The sequence below is a fragment of the Mameliella sp. AT18 genome, assembly GCF_028807275.1.
In the GTDB taxonomy this organism is placed as follows: Bacteria; Pseudomonadota; Alphaproteobacteria; order Rhodobacterales; family Rhodobacteraceae; genus Antarctobacter; species Antarctobacter albus.
On sequence record NZ_JARAMO010000231.1, the window covers coordinates 19,122 to 35,147 of the forward strand.

The 16,026-nt window shown below is 61.5% G+C and carries 14 protein-coding genes; 5 read left to right on the plus strand and 9 right to left on the minus strand.

The annotated features are described in order from the left end of the window. Positions 1–38: 38 nt before the first annotated feature. From PVW46_RS20655 to PVW46_RS20675, 5 genes are read right to left on the minus strand one after another with little or no spacing between them, the layout of a single operon-like run. On the minus strand, positions 39–2,084 hold the full coding sequence (locus tag PVW46_RS20655) for an AIPR family protein (protein ID WP_274577380.1): 2,046 nt from the start codon (positions 2,082–2,084) through the stop codon (positions 39–41). Further along, complete coding sequence (locus tag PVW46_RS20660) at positions 2,077–3,087, minus strand: PD-(D/E)XK motif protein (protein WP_274577382.1); 1,011 nt, start codon at positions 3,085–3,087, stop codon at positions 2,077–2,079. The genes PVW46_RS20655 and PVW46_RS20660 overlap by 8 nt, the downstream gene beginning before the upstream one ends. Continuing rightward, positions 3,084–5,819 (minus strand): Z1 domain-containing protein, encoded by a 2,736-nt coding sequence (locus PVW46_RS20665; protein WP_274577383.1) that lies wholly within the window; start codon positions 5,817–5,819, stop codon positions 3,084–3,086. Before PVW46_RS20665 ends, PVW46_RS20660 begins: the two co-directional genes overlap by 4 nt. Then, positions 5,816–7,345 (minus strand): ATP-binding protein, encoded by a 1,530-nt coding sequence (locus tag PVW46_RS20670; RefSeq protein WP_274577384.1) that lies wholly within the window; start codon positions 7,343–7,345, stop codon positions 5,816–5,818. The genes PVW46_RS20665 and PVW46_RS20670 overlap by 4 nt, the downstream gene beginning before the upstream one ends. Beyond that, positions 7,335–8,945, minus strand: a complete 1,611-nt coding sequence (locus PVW46_RS20675; protein ID WP_274577386.1) for a DNA cytosine methyltransferase — start codon at positions 8,943–8,945, stop codon at positions 7,335–7,337. The genes PVW46_RS20670 and PVW46_RS20675 overlap by 11 nt, the downstream gene beginning before the upstream one ends. A 75-nt stretch (positions 8,946–9,020) precedes the next feature. On the opposite strand from PVW46_RS20675, the gene PVW46_RS20680 reads away from it, so the two are divergent. Next, positions 9,021–9,479: a very short patch repair endonuclease gene (locus tag PVW46_RS20680; RefSeq protein WP_274577387.1), complete on the plus strand. Its 459-nt coding sequence runs from the start codon at positions 9,021–9,023 to the stop codon at positions 9,477–9,479. 58 nt (positions 9,480–9,537) lie between these two features. On the opposite strand, the gene PVW46_RS20685 is transcribed toward PVW46_RS20680, so the two are convergent. Then, entirely contained in the window at positions 9,538–10,641 is a 1,104-nt protein-coding gene (locus PVW46_RS20685) for a site-specific integrase (protein ID WP_274577388.1), read from the minus strand. A gap of 155 nt (positions 10,642–10,796) precedes the next feature. Here PVW46_RS20685 and dusA point away from each other — a divergent pair, with 155 nt between their 5' ends. From dusA to PVW46_RS20700, 3 genes are read left to right on the plus strand one after another with little or no spacing between them, the layout of a single operon-like run. After that, positions 10,797–11,747 carry a tRNA dihydrouridine(20/20a) synthase DusA gene (gene dusA / locus PVW46_RS20690; protein ID WP_443137057.1) on the plus strand — a complete coding sequence of 317 codons (951 nt, stop codon included), beginning with the start codon at positions 10,797–10,799 and terminating at the stop codon, positions 11,745–11,747. 5 nt (positions 11,748–11,752) lie between these two features. Next, the gene (locus PVW46_RS20695) at positions 11,753–12,568 is read left to right on the plus strand and encodes a sulfite exporter TauE/SafE family protein (protein ID WP_069209577.1); all 816 of its coding nucleotides are present in this window, start codon (positions 11,753–11,755) and stop codon (positions 12,566–12,568) included. After that, on the plus strand, positions 12,559–13,335 hold the full coding sequence (locus tag PVW46_RS20700; protein WP_373286052.1) for a phytanoyl-CoA dioxygenase family protein: 777 nt from the start codon (positions 12,559–12,561) through the stop codon (positions 13,333–13,335). The genes PVW46_RS20695 and PVW46_RS20700 overlap by 10 nt, the downstream gene beginning before the upstream one ends. Positions 13,336–13,461: 126 nt before the next feature. Here the strand turns inward: PVW46_RS20700 and PVW46_RS20705 are convergent, their stop codons facing one another. The 3 genes from PVW46_RS20705 to ccmI form a co-directional block, all read right to left on the minus strand. Next, positions 13,462–13,698, minus strand: a complete 237-nt coding sequence (locus tag PVW46_RS20705) for a DUF1289 domain-containing protein (protein WP_043146464.1) — start codon at positions 13,696–13,698, stop codon at positions 13,462–13,464. A gap of 16 nt (positions 13,699–13,714) precedes the next feature. Continuing rightward, positions 13,715–14,212, minus strand: coding sequence for a Holliday junction resolvase RuvX (ruvX, locus tag PVW46_RS20710; protein WP_069209578.1), 498 nt, complete (start codon positions 14,210–14,212; stop codon positions 13,715–13,717). A gap of 187 nt (positions 14,213–14,399) precedes the next feature. Continuing rightward, on the minus strand, positions 14,400–15,635 hold the full coding sequence (ccmI, locus tag PVW46_RS20715; RefSeq protein ID WP_069209579.1) for a c-type cytochrome biogenesis protein CcmI: 1,236 nt from the start codon (positions 15,633–15,635) through the stop codon (positions 14,400–14,402). 170 nt (positions 15,636–15,805) lie between these two features. Between ccmI and PVW46_RS20720 the strand changes: the two genes are divergently transcribed. Continuing rightward, positions 15,806–16,026 (plus strand): FAD-dependent oxidoreductase (locus PVW46_RS20720; protein ID WP_274577391.1); only part of this gene is annotated, 221 nt, incomplete at its 3' end.

Below are 16,026 nucleotides of genomic sequence, written 5' to 3' on the forward strand. Positions count from 1 at the left end.
CGACCTGAACGTGAGAGAAAACGCAGAATGCACTCAATCTAGCTCCTGAATCCGAGCTTGCGGGCATCTGCGAGAATTGTCTCCCCATGCGTTGCCTGCTTTCGAGTGGGGGGCTTTCCGTTTCCGGCGAGCTTCCCAAGGCTGAAGGACAGGCTTCGTTGCCAAGGCTGGAGTGACTGGGTGTCTTTTGCCCAGGCTGACAGGGCAAACCATGTCTCGGCCGAAACTGCCGCGACGCGATTGATCAGCTCCGCCTCTTGGGCTGTCGTCTGTTCTTCAAGTGCGTGCCTGGTGCTCTGCGTCCCTGCCTTTTCGCGGCTCAGCAATTCGTCTTCAAGAACGGGCGGGATGTCGATCTCCACATCGCGAAAGGATTCCCAGCATCTTTCCTTCTTGCACCATTCAGTGACGTTCTGGCCGCCGGGAGAATTGGTGATGTGTTCATGGGCATGCACGCAAACGACATTGATGAAACTCGAAAGCGAAGGCGACAGGCCCTGAAGGTCCCAGATCGCGTCAAGGTCGATCCGCTTCGCGGTGCTGTGAGACAGCCATGCCAATGTGTAGGTGACAATGTTTGCGCGATAGCCGCCGAATTTTTGCCGTGAGACGATACGCTCGGTTTCCTTGAACAGGATGGCGCGCGAAACAGCTCGTTTGAAGAACGCTTCGTCCGGCAGGAACTGACCTCGCCGGTCCAGGACATCCATGAAGTCGAGATAGCACTTTTGGGCACCTCGACTGACGATGTTGGGTAACTGTGACCAAGTGTGTTCGAACTTGGCGAGGTCCGTCTTTGATATCATCTGCCGACGCGGATGAATTGCCTCGAACGCCTTGCGTTGTGCAGGAGTCTTGTTCTGCGCAAGAGCGTCGTGATACTGGCCGCGCGCCCGTTCGTAGAACCAGCGGGATTGACGCTGCAGGCCCGGTGCGGGTGGTGCCCAGATTGAGCGCGACAGCTCCTCCATTCGTCGATGAAAGGGATGATTGGACGAGAAGTCCGCCATATTAACCTTGTTCTGATTGTTGGCGGACTGGGAAATGCGGGGCGCGATTTCCTCGACATCGCCGCCCGAGAGAATTTCGGTGATCTTGACCGGAACCTGAAGACGGCTGAGATCGGCCGAATCCTTTCGTGATGCTCGGAATATCGAGCCGGTGGTCTGGCCGCCATTCACGATCTGAAAATCCTCGGCAGAAATCAGGTTCACCGTTCCGTCGCCATGATCCTCGAGAGCAAGCCCGGAGGCAGTGACAGACAGGCCGTTGTTGAAGGCGAGAAACATTTGAGGTTCATCGAGGATGGTCTTGCGGATGCTCTGGTTCACCTTGCCTCGCAACTGGAGAAAGCTCCGCACGTTGCGTTCGAGCAGCTTGGGCCCAAACCGCTTGTACATCTCGACGAGAACGTCACCGGGGATGACTGCCAGCAGGCAGCGATATCCGGCATTCTCCGGTTCGGAAACAATGCAGCGAAGCGGGCTTGCGCACATCTCTGCAAAATTGACGTGAATGGCTTCGTGCCCCGTGCCCGACGAGACAGCACGATGAATGCGGCGCAGATCCCAGAGATGACTCGATATCTCGATGCCGTGCAGGGTCTCGTCCTCGATCCGTTCGATTGTGGCCAGCCCGTCGGTGATCACGAAAAGACGAACATGGCTGATGTCGTTTCGCGCCTGCCAGATCGATCGCGCCATGTCGTAGCCGTCCAGCGCTTCCTCACGTCCCTGGTGAATGCCTTCGATTGCCTTTTCGAGGAATGTGAACAGGCGCCGGAAACCCGTGTCTATCTCGGTCTTGGATGTCGTGCCTGCTGCTCCGTCGAGGCGCGGAATGGTCAGAAACAGATCAAGACGGTCGTTGTCCTCGGAAAGGTAGTAGCCGCTGCACCGCATCCCACGCGCTTCGAAAGGGCACGATATTCCATCGTCTATCTCGCCGACCTCCGCCAGATAGCCAATCACGATCTCGGTGAACGCTTCCGCTCTTAGCGCGCCATCCTCGGCGGCATCAGCATGAGCGATGACATCCTGCTGTATGTTGCGACCGAACGCGTGGAGCTCTTCAAGTTCAGTCATTGGGCCCCATCAGGAGCTGGACCGCCCTTTCTCGGGGGATCGCATATTCGGACAGGTCGCCGGCGATGATGGTGTAGCGGATGTCGCCCACGCCGGATGGAAGGTTTGCTTCGGTCAATCGGGGGAAATTCCCGCAGACGTGGAAATAATGCAGGTCGGTCACGCGATAGCGGCTCATCGCATAGAGTGGAGCGTGTACTTCGAGGTATCCACCCTGCAGCAGGCGATCGTCGAACTCCCGTGCTGCCGTGTGATCTGACTGCAGTTGCGAGCGTATCCGGGCAACCAGCGCGGGAAGCGCAATCCCTCGCGCGCTGCTTTCCTCGAGACACACATGTGCAAGCAGCAGCGCCCGATGTGAGCGCTCGTCAAGTTGCCTCTCGTTGGCAATCGCAAGCCGTGCATGCAGCTTCGAGAGTGTCGTCTTCACTTCGATTGCGGCGTCTCCGACCGTGAAATCCTGATGTGAGGCGCTCGGTCCCGACCAGGATGTTACGGCCTCATAGGCCTCCATATGGGCGAGGCAGAGGCTCTCGAGAATGATCAGTTCACCGAAGAGGCCACGTTGCGCTTCCTGCGACAGTCCTTCTGCGGGGACACGTTCAAACAAACCCTGCCACATCGAGAGCCGGTCGATGCATCGGCGCAATCCAGCAGTCGTGTTCCGCTCAGCCCCAACAGCATTCACGAGATCGGCGGAAAGCACGGCAAATATCTCGCGGAGACGATCATCCTCCAGCATGACGCGCAGGACCGTCCGAGGGTTCGCCGGGTCAAGTACTTCGTGCAGGACCTTTACACCTCGGCAGGTCGGTATTCTGTCCGTCGGAGGGCGCTGCTCTCCATCACCTTCGATGAGGAGCCCGAGACGGCCACTGGGCCAGAAGATGCAGGCGAACAGATCAACCGCTGCCTCCGTGTCCAGTCTGCGCCGATCCATTCCGGACGTGCCTTGTCCCTCGGCAAGACTGCGCCAGAGTTCGACCAGTTCGTCGGGGTTCATGCGAACAGCTCCTCTAGCTGTTTGACGCTGTTTTCGGCGTAGTCGATCAGCGGTGCGTCGGCATCGAAAGGAAAGCTGACGGCAAAACCCATGATCGGGATATCGCCATCGAGGCCAGCATCGATTGGATAGATCAGCAACAACCCGTGATCCGGGCTCCGCTGTCTGCGAATGAACGGGCCACTCGCCGACTTTGGCTGATCGCGTTTGGGTGGTGATTTTCGTTGCCATGCGGCAATGGTCTCTGTCATCGCCTTGTCGATCTGATCCTGGCTGAAGTCGATGGTTTCGTCGCGCGGACTGACCAGCCGACCAATGGTCACCTTCTCGCGATCACCAGGCATGTGATTTTCACGTTCCGTGAGAATGACGTCGTATGGACCGATCCGGGCCGGCACCTTCGAGCGGCCGTTCGCGATGAGCGCTATTGTCCAGTTTTTGAGTCGACCAGCGCCCACACGATTGGTGACGTAGTCGGAGATCGCCCTTGAATTGGCCTTCCAGGAGTCGCGCGAAGTTTCTAGCGATCCCATGAGCTCTGCCACTCTGCCGCCATCGACATCTGTCCAGACAAAGCGGCCATTGCCGGTTATACGTGGCAATCCCTCCAGAAACTCAGAGAAGACATTCAGATTGTGCTCTGCGCTTGATATGTCGAATGAAACGGTCTCCGAGATCGTTCCGGAGAAACCCGCGCGAACCGAGGCACCCGAGCGCATCTTGTTGGCAGCCGTGATCAGCATCCCATCTGGATGAGTTCGCACGCGGTTGCCGAACTGGAGCGGGTTCTCGCCGTTGGCGAACATCAGATCGAATTCCTCGCGGAGCTCGGCGGTGGCTGTCGCGATGTGACGGTACCAGTCGACGAGATCGGGTGACGTGTAGAGGCGACAGAGGTCCGCATAGCGCGGCCGATAGCCGAACCATCGGCCCATCTGCATCAGAGTGTCGTACATGCGCGATGTGCGTACGAAGTAGCTGACGCTCAGTCCTTCCAGAGTCAGTCCGCGGGACAGCTTGTCGCCGCCCACCGCAATCACCGAAAGGCCAAGCGGGTGGTCGGTATAGTCAAGTGCGTCTTTTGCAGACCCGTTGATTCTGCGAACAGTCATGCGCTTGGTTGCATCGAACAGTTGCTGCCGTACCTGGTCCCATATGAGTTCCGGCAGATCGTGGTCGGGCAGCAGTTCTCGGATTTTCGGCGCGTTCGCGTCAAAGTCGCTGTCCCAGAGCTGTCTCAGCCTTTCTTCGGCGTCACCACCTGTTCCGGGAAATTCAAGCTGCCGCCTGATGTCGGCGAGTTCCTCTTCGATCAGCCGGGCAACCTGATCCTGCACGAGCGTGAAGCGTGTGACATGGACGAGCATGGAGTTGTCTGCATCGACTTCGCCACGAGCACGGCGCGCGGAACACGCCAGAATGTAGGCCAGGATGGCCTCTTTCAGCGATGCAGGCAGGGCCGAAACGGAGAGCTCCTTCTTATGTTTCGGTGGAAAGCAGGGGCTTGCGTCCCGGACGCGCCTGATGATCGGCAGGCCGGGCGTTTCACCCTCGGTTCCCGGACGATTCAGCCCGAACACCTTTTCAGGTCCTATGTAGTTCGATGGCGCCGGGATATTGATGATGAAGCTTCGGGGAAAAAGGTCCTGGCCATGCGCATTCGAATAGGCTTGATGGTGCATGAAGACATTTGCGAATGGTGTCGCCGTATAGCCGACATAGGCGCTCTTTTCGAAAGCGGTCAGCAGGCTTCGAATGAAGCCATTGGTCTTTGTCGGATCCGCATCTTCATCGATGTTTCCGTCATCGTCGCGGTACTCGTTCGTGTTTGCCGATGCGTTGTCGGCTTCGTCATCGATCACGAGCAGGGGTACGTCGCGGATTGTCTTTCCGCCTGGGACATCAGGGTCGTCGACGCCACGCACCGAGAGAACCCAGGCGAGCAGGTTCTTCAGTATCGACACGCGCTTCTTGACAACCAGGATGACCGGATCACGGCCTCCGGGGATGATGCGCGTGCCTTGGGCCGTTGCCTGCTTGAAGTCGCCGCCATCCGTGCTGCTGGTGAGCGAATGTGCGACAAGGAACGGCGCACTTGGCATCTTGCCTGCACCGATCCTCTGATTTTCCTGTTCGGCAAGAAGGTTGAGGCGGGTATCAAAGCCAAGAAACCCCTCATCCAGTCTGAGCTGGGTCTGGCTTCGAAGACTGTTGTGAATGCCTGCCAGGACGATCACGAGTGGAAAGCCGGCGTCCACGGCCTTGCAGATCAGGCCGGTGTAGTTGGACGTCTTGCCGGACTGCACGTCGCCGACCACCAAGCCGCGCCGATCCCACTCGCCGGCAGTCTCCGGGTTGCGTAGGCGATCCAGGATGTCGTCCGTCAGGCGGTCGAGCTGATCCAGCACCTCGCGGGGCAAACGCTTCTTCCTGTCGAGATAGTGGCGGTAGCGTTTCCAGAATTCGAACGGCCGTGTTTCCTGCGACGCCGCGATCCAGGCACTGAAATCATTGTCGTCGATGACGGAATAGCCGCTGACATGCGTATTGTTCTTTGCCTCCAGTTCCTTCAGAAGTCGATTGCCGTCTATGCTCCCGAATTGCGGCATGGACAGCACGGCTGTCACGGTTCGCTCCAGCGCGTCTTGGGTGATGCGCGGCTCCATCAGAAGCAGCGAGTCAGCAACTCCATAGGCGCTGGAGAACAAGGATTCATTTGATCCTGCCGTCATTCAAAGCCCCTTTTTTCGATTTCTTTCGCCGCCATTGCGCTGGTGATCTCGTCCAGGAAGCCGGCAATCAGCTCAGGATACTGATTGAAGGGTTCCATCCCCATCAGTGCTCGGGCGGCCGAGGCAGGTTCGTTTCCTTCGTGTCTGAGTGCCGAGTACACCGCCTCCATCGCTTTGCGCAGTTCGCCGGACGCGCCCTCGAAGGGCAGGCCGAAACCGTCGGGTGACTCTGCGTTGTTGATGACAATCAGCGGGGCAGGGACTGTCTGCTCGATCAGATTGAGCAGAGCACGAGACGCATCGCGATCAACAGAATCCTCGAGCACCCTGCGAACGAGTGGATGCTCTCTATTGATTTTGTAGAATGTCTTCCCGTGCCTGGTGAGGTGCGTCCAGAGAAACGACTGCTTGTCGCCATGCTGACGCTGCAGAATTTTTCCACGATGCCTGTAGATCCGGGATGCCCGACCGCGTGCGACCCGGGCGATACGCTGGAGGTCCTTGCGCAATTTGGCGGGAGGGCGCGCGCGTGACTTCTTGACATCAATCTGCCACGAAAGATCAGCTGAGTTGGGCAGATCGATCCTGATGCGCGCCAGCTTGAAATGCTCTTCCTTCTGCATTCCCAGCCCGAGCCAATCACCCGCGACCAATAGGCGGCGGTTCCTGTAGATGTAGAAACCCTGATGTGCGTTCCAGCCTTTCGGTCCGGCGCCAAGCGCATGCCGTTCAGGCGAAATCTTGCTGTGATGAGGGAGAATGAAGGCTTTGATCTCGATTTGTGCGCCGTCCGCAGTCAGCGTTTCTGCGGGAAGAGGGTCCACCGCATCGATGTCTTCCATGAACGGATCCCAAGGCTCGATCTTGCGTCCGTTCAGATGGATGCTGATCGCATTCCGCCCTGTGAGAAAGCGGTGGAATACCATTGCCAGATGCTGTTTCACGGCATCTGCGCGTTCACGAAAGTGCTTCTGCGCGGTTTCATCGTCGGCGGAAGCGGTGCCAACGAGCTGATCGAGTCGATCCCAGAACAGCACCGTTCCGGATGTCTGCTTGGCAAGCAGACCAAGATCACCCTCGCTTGCAAGATCAGGACCCTTGAGTAGCCGCCATTCGCCCGTCTCGGTTGAGGCAATGTAATCCAGGTCCCACCGCCTGGCGGTAACTGACGTATGTGCTGATCTGCTGAGTACAGTGAGACAGCGGCAATGGGATATCGATGCCGTCTTCATGCCAAGCCCGAAACGCCCAAGGTCACTTGAAGATCGATGAGCAAGCGGGCTCATGCTTCCTGGGCGCATTGCCTGTACCAGCGCCTTTTCGGACATGCCCTCGCCATCATCGCGAATCGTGATGCGGGACTCCTGACCTGCCCAGATCAGATCGATCCAGACGTTGCGAGCCTTGGCTGCAATGCTGTTGTCCACGATATCCGCCAGCGCGGTGGGAAGGTCATAGCCGAAGGCGCGCAGCGACTCGAACAACTCCGTGGCCCCGGGATTGGCTATGTCGTATTCAGCAGACATGGGCCAGTTCTCCCGCTTCGCGTTCCTGTCCGAGGCTTTCGACCTTCCCGGTCAGGAGGGAATGAAGTGCCTCGCCTATCCACATCGCGAGCAGCGGAGGAACCGCGTTGCCAACCTGCACGTATTGCTGCGTGCGATTGCCCTTGAAGAGATAGTTGTCTGGAAAGGTCTGCAGTCGGGCAGCCTCACGAACGGAGAGGCTTCGACACTGCAATGGGTCCGGATGAATGAAGTAATGCCCATCCTTGGAGATGTGAGACGTGATGGTGGTCGAAGCCGCATCCCATAGCTGGACGCGAAAACGGTCGGAGAACTTTCCCGTGGACCAGTTGTGGTGGTTTGGCGCCAGTTCGGAAGGGAAATCCGATGCCTTCGGTGAGCGGCCGACCACCTCGCCAAAAACGGCAGCAAAGAAGTAGCGGGCCAGATCCTCTGCCATGTGACCTCGCGTCTGGTTGTTGGGCAACCGCGTGAGCTTCCTGTCGACAAGCCAGTTGCTGAGATCCTCGGAGCAGAGCTTCGAGATACCAGTGCTGTCTCCTTCCCTCGGAGGGACCTCATTCATTTTCTGAAGCAGGGCCAGGTAGTGTTTTGCCTTTGACGTGAATGAGAGTTTCTCGTCCTCGATCAATCCCGGATCGAGTCTGGAAACCTTCGCCATTGCCGACGAGACGACCGCACGCCATTCGACGGGACCATCTGCAGAACGGCTGAGCCCGCTGCGCAGCTTCGGCATGCCTCCGATTGCATCCCTGACTGTGGCTTCAGCGTGTCGCCTCTCGATCAGATCAGCGACCGCTTGATCAGAGATATCGCGTGCCAGACCCTCGCGAACTCCGACGACGATCACCCTGTGTCTCGCCTGGGGAATGCCGAAGTCTTCAGCGCGCATCACGAAATCGCGTGAACGGGGAGCGATAGTTTTAGCCTCCGGTCTCCGGCGCGACAGAGGTGAAAGGGCAAACAGCCGGTAGCGCCCAGCATCGCGCTGGTCACCCCGCAGATCCTCCAGAACCTGATCGAAGATGCGACGCTCGCCATCGATTGACGAGGAGAGCATCCCCTTCACATTTTCCATGACGAATGCCGCAGGCTGCAGCCGATCTAGAATACGGATGTACTCCTTGTAGAGAAAATGTCGGCTATCCTCACTTGCAACATAGCCTTCCTTGCCCTGGTTTCGGGCGCGGCCTACAAGGGAATAGGCTTGGCAGGGCGGACCACCGATGAGAATCGTGTTTCCATCCGCTTTTTCGCGGATCGCGTCGATGCGATCATTCAGTCTGAGCTCCGGGTCTTCTTTCCCCAGTTCGAGTTGCCATGCCTCCTGCGATGCAGCGGCCCATTGGTCGGGGAACAGCGTGGCCCAGTCCGGCTCCTCGCCGCCGTCGTTGATGAAGTCGTAATAGCGGTCAGGAAATTTTCCGCTGAACTGCCGCAGGAAGGCCCGCAACAGCAGGGTCGAATGCGCGGTCACTTCCTTCTCGACTGACAGTTCGAGGCGGAAAGCCGGGTTTCCGTCTGCCCGGCGAACCTTCGAAAATCCCTCGGCAAGGCCGCCCGGGCCTGCAAAAATGTCGACGACGGAATATGTTGACAAGAATCACGCTTCCCCGAACCAATAACTTACCTTGAATGAATAACATTCTGAAGCCGGAAATACAGGTCTCAATTCATGGCTGATATAGTTGATGCCGCCACGCGATCGCGAATGATGTCGGAGATTCGCGGCAAGAATACCCGGCCGGAACTGCTCCTGCGCAAGGCACTTCATCGTGCAGGGTTTCGATTTCGGTTGCATGATGCGGCGCTGCCCGGCAAGCCTGACATCGTGTTACCGAAATACCGGGTAGTCATTTTCGTCCACGGCTGCTTCTGGCATCGCCACCAAGGCTGTCACTGGTGTTCCGTACCTGGCTCAAATGCAGACTTCTGGTCCAGCAAATTCGAAAAGAACGTCGAACGTGATCGCCGCCACGTGGCACAGCTGCGGCAGGCTGGTTGGCGTGTGGGGACGGTGTGGGAGTGTGCGCTTCGATCCGACAGCACGTCAGCAGTCGAGGGTGTAAGCGACTGGATACGTTCAGGTGAGCACCGCTTCGAGACCGGCATTGTTCGGTCGAGTGATCGGTGAACCGGATTGGAACGCTATTGCGGGTCCCCAGAACCATCATAGTGCCTCTCTGCCACGCTCATACGTTGTTGATAGCGTCTTTCAAGCCGCTCCAGTTCTCATATTTGTCACCTGCTTCACGAATATGGGTGTAGCGCTTGAGACTGACCCAGGACCGGTGTCCGCTTGCCGCGGCGACCTGCGGAATGTTCCGGCCCATCTCGAACAGCCGGGAAATCCCTTCGTGCCGCAGATCGTGGAAGCGTAGGTCCTCGATCCCAAGCAGCTTGCAGGCCCGCGTGAAGTTCGCAGTAATGGCGTCGGGCGAATAGGGAAAGATTTCCGGCTTGGTCTTGGGCATGCTTTCAATGACCTGAATGGCCTCCTCCGGCAGATCGACCCAGGTATCATTTCCGATCTTCTCTCCCGGGTGCTTCATGTCGCGCACGAGCACGCGCCCGTGCTCTTTTTGAAAGTCATCCCAAGTGATCTGTGTGATTTCTGCTTGGCGCCTTGTCGAAAAGAGGGCGAACACAATGACCTTGTGCATCGGCATGGCCTGAGGGACCTTCTTGCGGCGATCGGCGAAGTGCGCGAGGAGCTTGTCAAGTTCGGCCAGCGTCGGTCGGCGGTCGCGTTGAACAGAGCGCGAAATGATGCCCATCCGGCGGGCGACCAAAATCGCGTCTCGCATCTCGTGGTCATCCAATCTGTAGTCCCACATCGGCCGCGCGATCGCGAAGATGGCGGCGAGGTGGCTAGCGTAGTTGCCGACGGTCTGAGGCTGACTGGTCAGCGATTGCAGGAACTCGATGATATCCTTCGACTTGATGGTGGAGCAGGGCATGTCGGCGATGGGATAGTTCTTGATCGCTCTGAGAACCTGAGCTTTTGTCCGGCCAATTTCCTTCAAGGACTCTTCGGTGTACCGGTCGATGGCTTTTGCCAGCGGCGGGTCCGCAGCCTTGTATTCGGCGATCACACCTGGTTTCGCGAGCTCGCGCTCGCGCTTCTTGACCCACGACGTGGCGGTCGGCCGCCTGTCAAATGTTTCTGTCTCGTGATAGGTGAAACCATCACGCATGACCCGCACCCGCGCCAGATAGGCAACGCTGCCGTCCTTGCGCTTGCGCGCGGTTATGGTGCCCATGGCGGATTCCTCGTTTGGTACACGCGATTTCATTTGGTACATTGTACCAAATCAGGTGTCAAAATCGACGAATTTGGTACATGAACGAAGAAAATGAGACAAGAGCGATTGAGAGCAGTAGGGTGTAAGTAGTGGAAAAAGAAAGGAAATCGCAGATTAGCGTATCTCGGCGTTTCGCCATTGCACCGATGATGGATTGGACCGACAGGCATTGCCGCTATTTCCACCGGCTGATTTCGGGGCGTGCGCTGCTTTACACAGAGATGGTGACGGCCCCCGCGCTGGTGCGCGGCGGGGCGTTGCACCTGCTGGACTTCGATCCTTCGGAACATCCCGTGGCGCTGCAGCTGGGCGGGTCGGACCCGCGCGAACTGGCGCAGGCCGCGAAACTGGGACAGGCGGCGGGCTATGACGAGATCAACCTGAACTGCGGCTGCCCCTCCGACCGGGTGCAATCGGGCACCTTCGGCGCGGTGCTGATGAAACACCCGCAGACCGTGGTAGATTGCGTCAGTGCGATGCAGGATGCGGTGGATGTCGAGGTGACGGTGAAATGCCGCATCGGCGTCGACGACCAGAACCCCGAGGAGGTCCTGCCCGAGTTCCTCGCCCGGCTGGGCGCCGTGGGCTGTTCGCGCATCATCATTCACGCGCGCAAGGCCTGGCTGCAGGGGCTGAGCCCCAAGGAAAACCGTGACATTCCCCCGTTGGACTATGACCTGGTGCAACGGATGCGGGGCCTGTTCCCGCACCTGCATCTGTCGGTCAACGGCGGCATCACCGATCTCGACCAGGCGGCGGCCTTCCTTGAACAGGGCCTGGACGGCGTCATGGTGGGCCGCGCCGCCTATCACCAGCCCTGGGACATCCTCGGCGAGGCGGATGCGCGGATCTGGGGCGACGCCCGGGACCAGACCGCCGAGGGCGTGGCCCGCGCCATGCTGCCCTACATCGAGGCGCATCTGGCGGCAGGCGGCAAGCTGCACCAGGTCACACGGCACATGCTTGGCCTCTTTTCGGGCCGCCCGGGCGCACGGCGCTGGCGGCAGGTACTCTCGACCGGGGCCACGCGCGAGGGCGCGGGGCCGGAGCTTGTCGAAGAGGCGCTTTCACATATCGGACCAGCAAAGGCGGCCTGAACAACATGGATCTTTCGGTACTTCTGCCCCTCGTGGGCATCCTGGTGGTGGCGGCGGGTTTCGCCGGTATCCTGGCAGGTCTTTTCGGCGTGGGGGGCGGGATCATCCTGGTCCCGGCCTATTTCTACGTCTTCTCGGCAACGGGGTTTGACGGGCCGCAGCTGATGCAGATCTGCCTGGCGACCTCGCTGGCCTCGATCATCGTGACCTCGACGCGCTCGGTCATGGCGCACAACAAGCGCGGCGCGGTGGACTGGGACATCCTGAAATCCTGGGCGCCGGGGATCGCGCTGGGCGCGGTGGTGGGCGTGCTGATCGCCGCCGGGCTGCGCTCGGACGCGCTGGCGGTGATCTTTGCCGTGCTGGCGACGATCGTGGGGATCTACCTGGCTTTCGGGCGCAAGGACTGGCGCATCGCGCCGCAGATGCCGGGAACGGTGACGCGGTCCATCCTGTCGCCGGTGCTCGGGTTCCTCTCGGTGCTGATGGGGATCGGCGGTGGCAGTTTCGGCGTGCCGCTGATGACGCTCTACAGCGTGCCGATGCACCGGGCGGTGGCGACGGCGGCGGGCTTTGGCCTGCTGATCGCGGTGCCCTCGGTGCTGGGGTTCCTCTTCGTGCAGGTCGATGGCGCACCGCCCTGGACCCTGGGCGCGGTCAATGGCCCGGCCTTCCTGATCACCATCTGCATGACGGTGCTGACGGCGCCCCTTGGTGCAAAGCTGGCCCATGCGCTGGACGCGATGGTGCTGCGGCGGATCTTTGCGGTCTTCATCCTGATTGTCGCGGCCAACATGATGCGCGAGGCGCTGTGGGGCTGAACGACCTGGAGACGCAGGGCTGGACCCGCTTCGACGCCGACCCCGAGACGCTGAAATGGGCCGCGGCGGCGCATGAGGCGGGCCGCGCCGTGCTGGCCGATCCGGCGATGCGGGCGCAATGGCTGCAATGCGAGGGCACCTGGTTCGTGGGCGTCGATGCCCTGCCCACGGCACCCGACGGCAGCATCGGCGGCGTGCCCCTGGCGGGCGCCGCGCCCGCCGCGCTGGCGCCGCTGCCCGCGCTGCACCCGGCGCAGCTCTCGATCACCTTTCCCGGCTACCCGCGCCCCCGCGCGGGCGAAAGCGAGGCCGGGTTTCGCTACCGCCTGAACCGCGACGCGGCCCATGTGGACGGGGTGCTGGCCGAAGGCGCGGCGCGCCGCCGCCATATCCGCGAACCCCATGCCTGGATCCTCGGCCTGCCGCTGACAGAGGCCGATCCCGGCGCCAGCCCTCTGGTCGCCTGGGAGGGCAGCCACCACGTCATGCGCGACGCCCTGCGCGCCGCGCTGGCAGGGAAGCCGCCCGAGACCTGGGCCGATGTGGACGTGACCGAGGCCTACCAGGCCGCGCGCCGCACCTGTTTCGAAACCTGCCGCAGGGTGGTACTGCCCGCCGCGCCGGGCGAGGCGCTTTTGCTGCATCGGCTGACCCTGCACGGGATCGCGCCCTGGGCCGAGGGCGCCCAGGCGCCCCCGGAAGGACGCATGGTGGCCTATTTCCGCCCCCAGGTCATGGGCGGCGCGGAGGCGTGGCTCGCCGGGTGAGTTCCGCGCCAGGCCCCAGGGCTTCTTCTTGGCAAAAATACCCCGGGGGAATCGACCGAAGGGAGATGGGGGCGGCGCCCCCTTTTGCCTGTCCCCGATCTTCGTCGGAGCGGTCGGCCAATGGCATTAGTTCCGGGATTTCATCCGCGCCGCGCGCCCGCCGCGCCGTTTGCGCAGCCGCCCGGCACGGTCAGGCAGGTCATCCATCACTTCGCGGCGTTCTTCTGTGCTCATGCTGGACCACATCGAGATTTCCCGCGCGGTGCGCAGGCAGCCGGTGCAGAGCCGTTCCTGTGGATGGATGACGCAGACCTTGATGCAGGGGCTTTGGACCTCGTTGCGGGACCAGATATCGTCTTTCATACCCACTTGCTCCGGCCTACTCGGGCGCGTCCACCGCGCCCGGTTGCGCGTTCAGGTACCGCATCCGGTCCAGCGCTCCTTGCAGGATATAGGCGGCGGCGACGTGGTCGATGACCTCGGAGCGACGTTTTCGGGTCGTATCCGCCTCCAGCAAGGCCTTTTCCGCCGCCACGGTCGACAGGCGTTCGTCCCAGAAGGTGATCGGCCCCTCCCAGAGCGCGGCGAAATTGCGGGCGAAGGCGCGGGTCGACTGGCAGCGCGGCCCCTCGCTGCCATCCATGTTGCGCGGCAGGCCCAGAACCACCCCGCCGATGTTGCGGGCCCCGAGGATCTTGACCAGTGCCGCCGCGTCGACGCCGAATTTCTTGCGCTTGATGGTTTCCAGCGGCGTCGCGACAGAGCGGAAGCTGTCGCTGACGGCCACCCCGATGGTGCGTGTCCCGAGGTCCAGCCCGGCCAGGGCCCCCATCGGCGGCAGGTCGGCGGTGAATGTGTCGATGCTGTCGTGGATCATCGCTGCGGCGCTCCGTGGATGGCGGCAATCCGGATGGGCGCCTTGCGGCGCGCAGGTCGTCTCGCCTGCGGCCTTCGGCCGCCGGCTCGGGGCAGGGGGCGCTGCCCCCGTCGCGCGCGGCGCGACTCCCCCGGAGGTATTTGCAGGCCCAAAGAAGGCCAGGGCGCGCAGGGGGCCGGCATGCAGGTCAATCGGCAACCCCGGCGCGTTGGGCGGCGCCTTTCAACAGCTCCAGTGCCTCTGGGCTTTGGGCAAAGACCGTCCGGGCCTCCGTGTAGATCGCGCCGGCGCGCTCCGTCTCGCCGATCACGCCCAGCGAGGAGATCAGCCGCGCCCAGTCCTCGACCGGGCCGCCTTCCTCTGCGAGGCGGCTGGAGAGCTGGCTGACCATGCCGCGGATCATTTCCTGCCGCTCTTCCGGCGTCATGTCGCGGGCGGCGTCGATGTCGGCGGCGCTGGGCCCGCGCGGCGTGGCACCGGCGAGTTGCGGCATCTGGAAGTTCTGCACCCCGGCCATGAAGGCGAGGTCCTCGATCTGGTCGCTGATCGGCTGCACCCAGGGGTCCTGCGCGCTGCTTTCGCGCAGCAGCTTGTTCCACATGCGGAACCCGACGTCGGGGCGGCCCACCTGGGCCATCATCAAGCCGCCGTAGTAGCGCGCCACGCCGTTGTCCGGATCGCGCGACAGGGCCTGTTCCAGCACCGCCTGCGCCTCGGGCGAGACATAGCCGCCGGCGGCCAGGATCATCATGTCGGCAAGATCGGTAAAGTCCTTGGCGGTGGCCGCGTCGCCCTTGAGCCGGATGACCTGCGCCTGGGCAGTGTAGGCGGCGGAGAAATTCCCCAGCGCCGCCTCGGACCGGGTCAGCAGGACGTGGCCCTGGATGTCGTCGGGGCGAGCCTTGACCGCCTCGCGCAGCCGTTCGACTAGCGCCAGGTATTGCGGGGTGGCGTCCGGCGCGGCCTGGGGCGGAATGCGCGCCTCCATCGTGGCCTGCGAGGGACGGCTTTTCAGCGCCTCCTCGGCACGGGCCAGCCGCGCCTTGAGCGGAACGTCACCATAGCCCGCCGCGCCGATCCGGGCGTAGAGCCCGAAGGCACCGCCCACCACCACCAGCGCGATGACCGCCGCCAGGGCAAATCCCAGCGCACGGGGTTGCTCGGCCCGCTCGCCGCGCGCCTGCAGCTTGGCGTCCGCCGCCAGCAACCGGCGCGAGATCTCGACCCGTAGGCGCTCTGCCTCCTCGGCGGGGATCTTGCCGCGTGCCGCGTCCGCCTCGATCTCTTTCAGCTGATCGCGGTAGACCTCGAGGTCATAGGCCTCTGCCGGGCCCGTGGCGCGCCGTCCGCGCAAGAGGGCCAGAACCAGGGCCCCTGCGCAGAGCAGGGCCAGGGCGGTGGTCACTATCCAGAATACGGTCATCGGCCTCCCTTTCTGCTACCTCACTTAAGGCGCTGGCGGGTCGGAAAAAAGGACAAAATCCCACTGTGACGCGCCATGTCGCAACCACACGAGATAGTGACGGTTGCATGCGCCTGAGCTATGACTTTTGTGTGCATCACACCCGAAACGGACCGACCGGATTCGAGCCCATGAAACGTTATTCCGCCTTTGCCATTGCCCGAGAAGCCCTTTCCGGCCACAAGAACTGGGAACGCGCCTGGCGCAATGCCCAACCCAAAAGCCGCTATGACGTGGTTATCGTGGGCGCCGGGGGACACGGGCTGGCGACCGCCTATTACCTGGGCAAGAACTTTGGCATCACCAATGTCGCGGTGATCGAAAAGGGCTGGCTGGGCGGCGGCAACACCGG

Coding starts and splice junctions, on each gene's coding strand:
- PVW46_RS20680 (WP_274577387.1), top strand. CDS start 9,021: ATGGCTGATATAGTTGATGCCGCCACGCGATCGCGAATGATGTCGGAG.
- PVW46_RS20685 (WP_274577388.1), bottom strand. CDS start 10,641: ATGAAATCGCGTGTACCAAACGAGGAATCCGCCATGGGCACCATAACC.
- PVW46_RS20695 (WP_069209577.1), top strand. CDS start 11,753: ATGGATCTTTCGGTACTTCTGCCCCTCGTGGGCATCCTGGTGGTGGCG.
- PVW46_RS20660 (WP_274577382.1), bottom strand. CDS start 3,087: ATGAACCCCGACGAACTGGTCGAACTCTGGCGCAGTCTTGCCGAGGGA.
- PVW46_RS20665 (WP_274577383.1), bottom strand. CDS start 5,819: ATGACGGCAGGATCAAATGAATCCTTGTTCTCCAGCGCCTATGGAGTT.
- ccmI (WP_069209579.1), bottom strand. CDS start 15,635: ATGACCGTATTCTGGATAGTGACCACCGCCCTGGCCCTGCTCTGCGCA.
- dusA (WP_443137057.1), top strand. CDS start 10,797: ATGATGGATTGGACCGACAGGCATTGCCGCTATTTCCACCGGCTGATT.
- ruvX (WP_069209578.1), bottom strand. CDS start 14,212: ATGATCCACGACAGCATCGACACATTCACCGCCGACCTGCCGCCGATG.
- PVW46_RS20670 (WP_274577384.1), bottom strand. CDS start 7,345: ATGTCTGCTGAATACGACATAGCCAATCCCGGGGCCACGGAGTTGTTC.
- PVW46_RS20705 (WP_043146464.1), bottom strand. CDS start 13,698: ATGAAAGACGATATCTGGTCCCGCAACGAGGTCCAAAGCCCCTGCATC.
- PVW46_RS20655 (WP_274577380.1), bottom strand. CDS start 2,084: ATGACTGAACTTGAAGAGCTCCACGCGTTCGGTCGCAACATACAGCAG.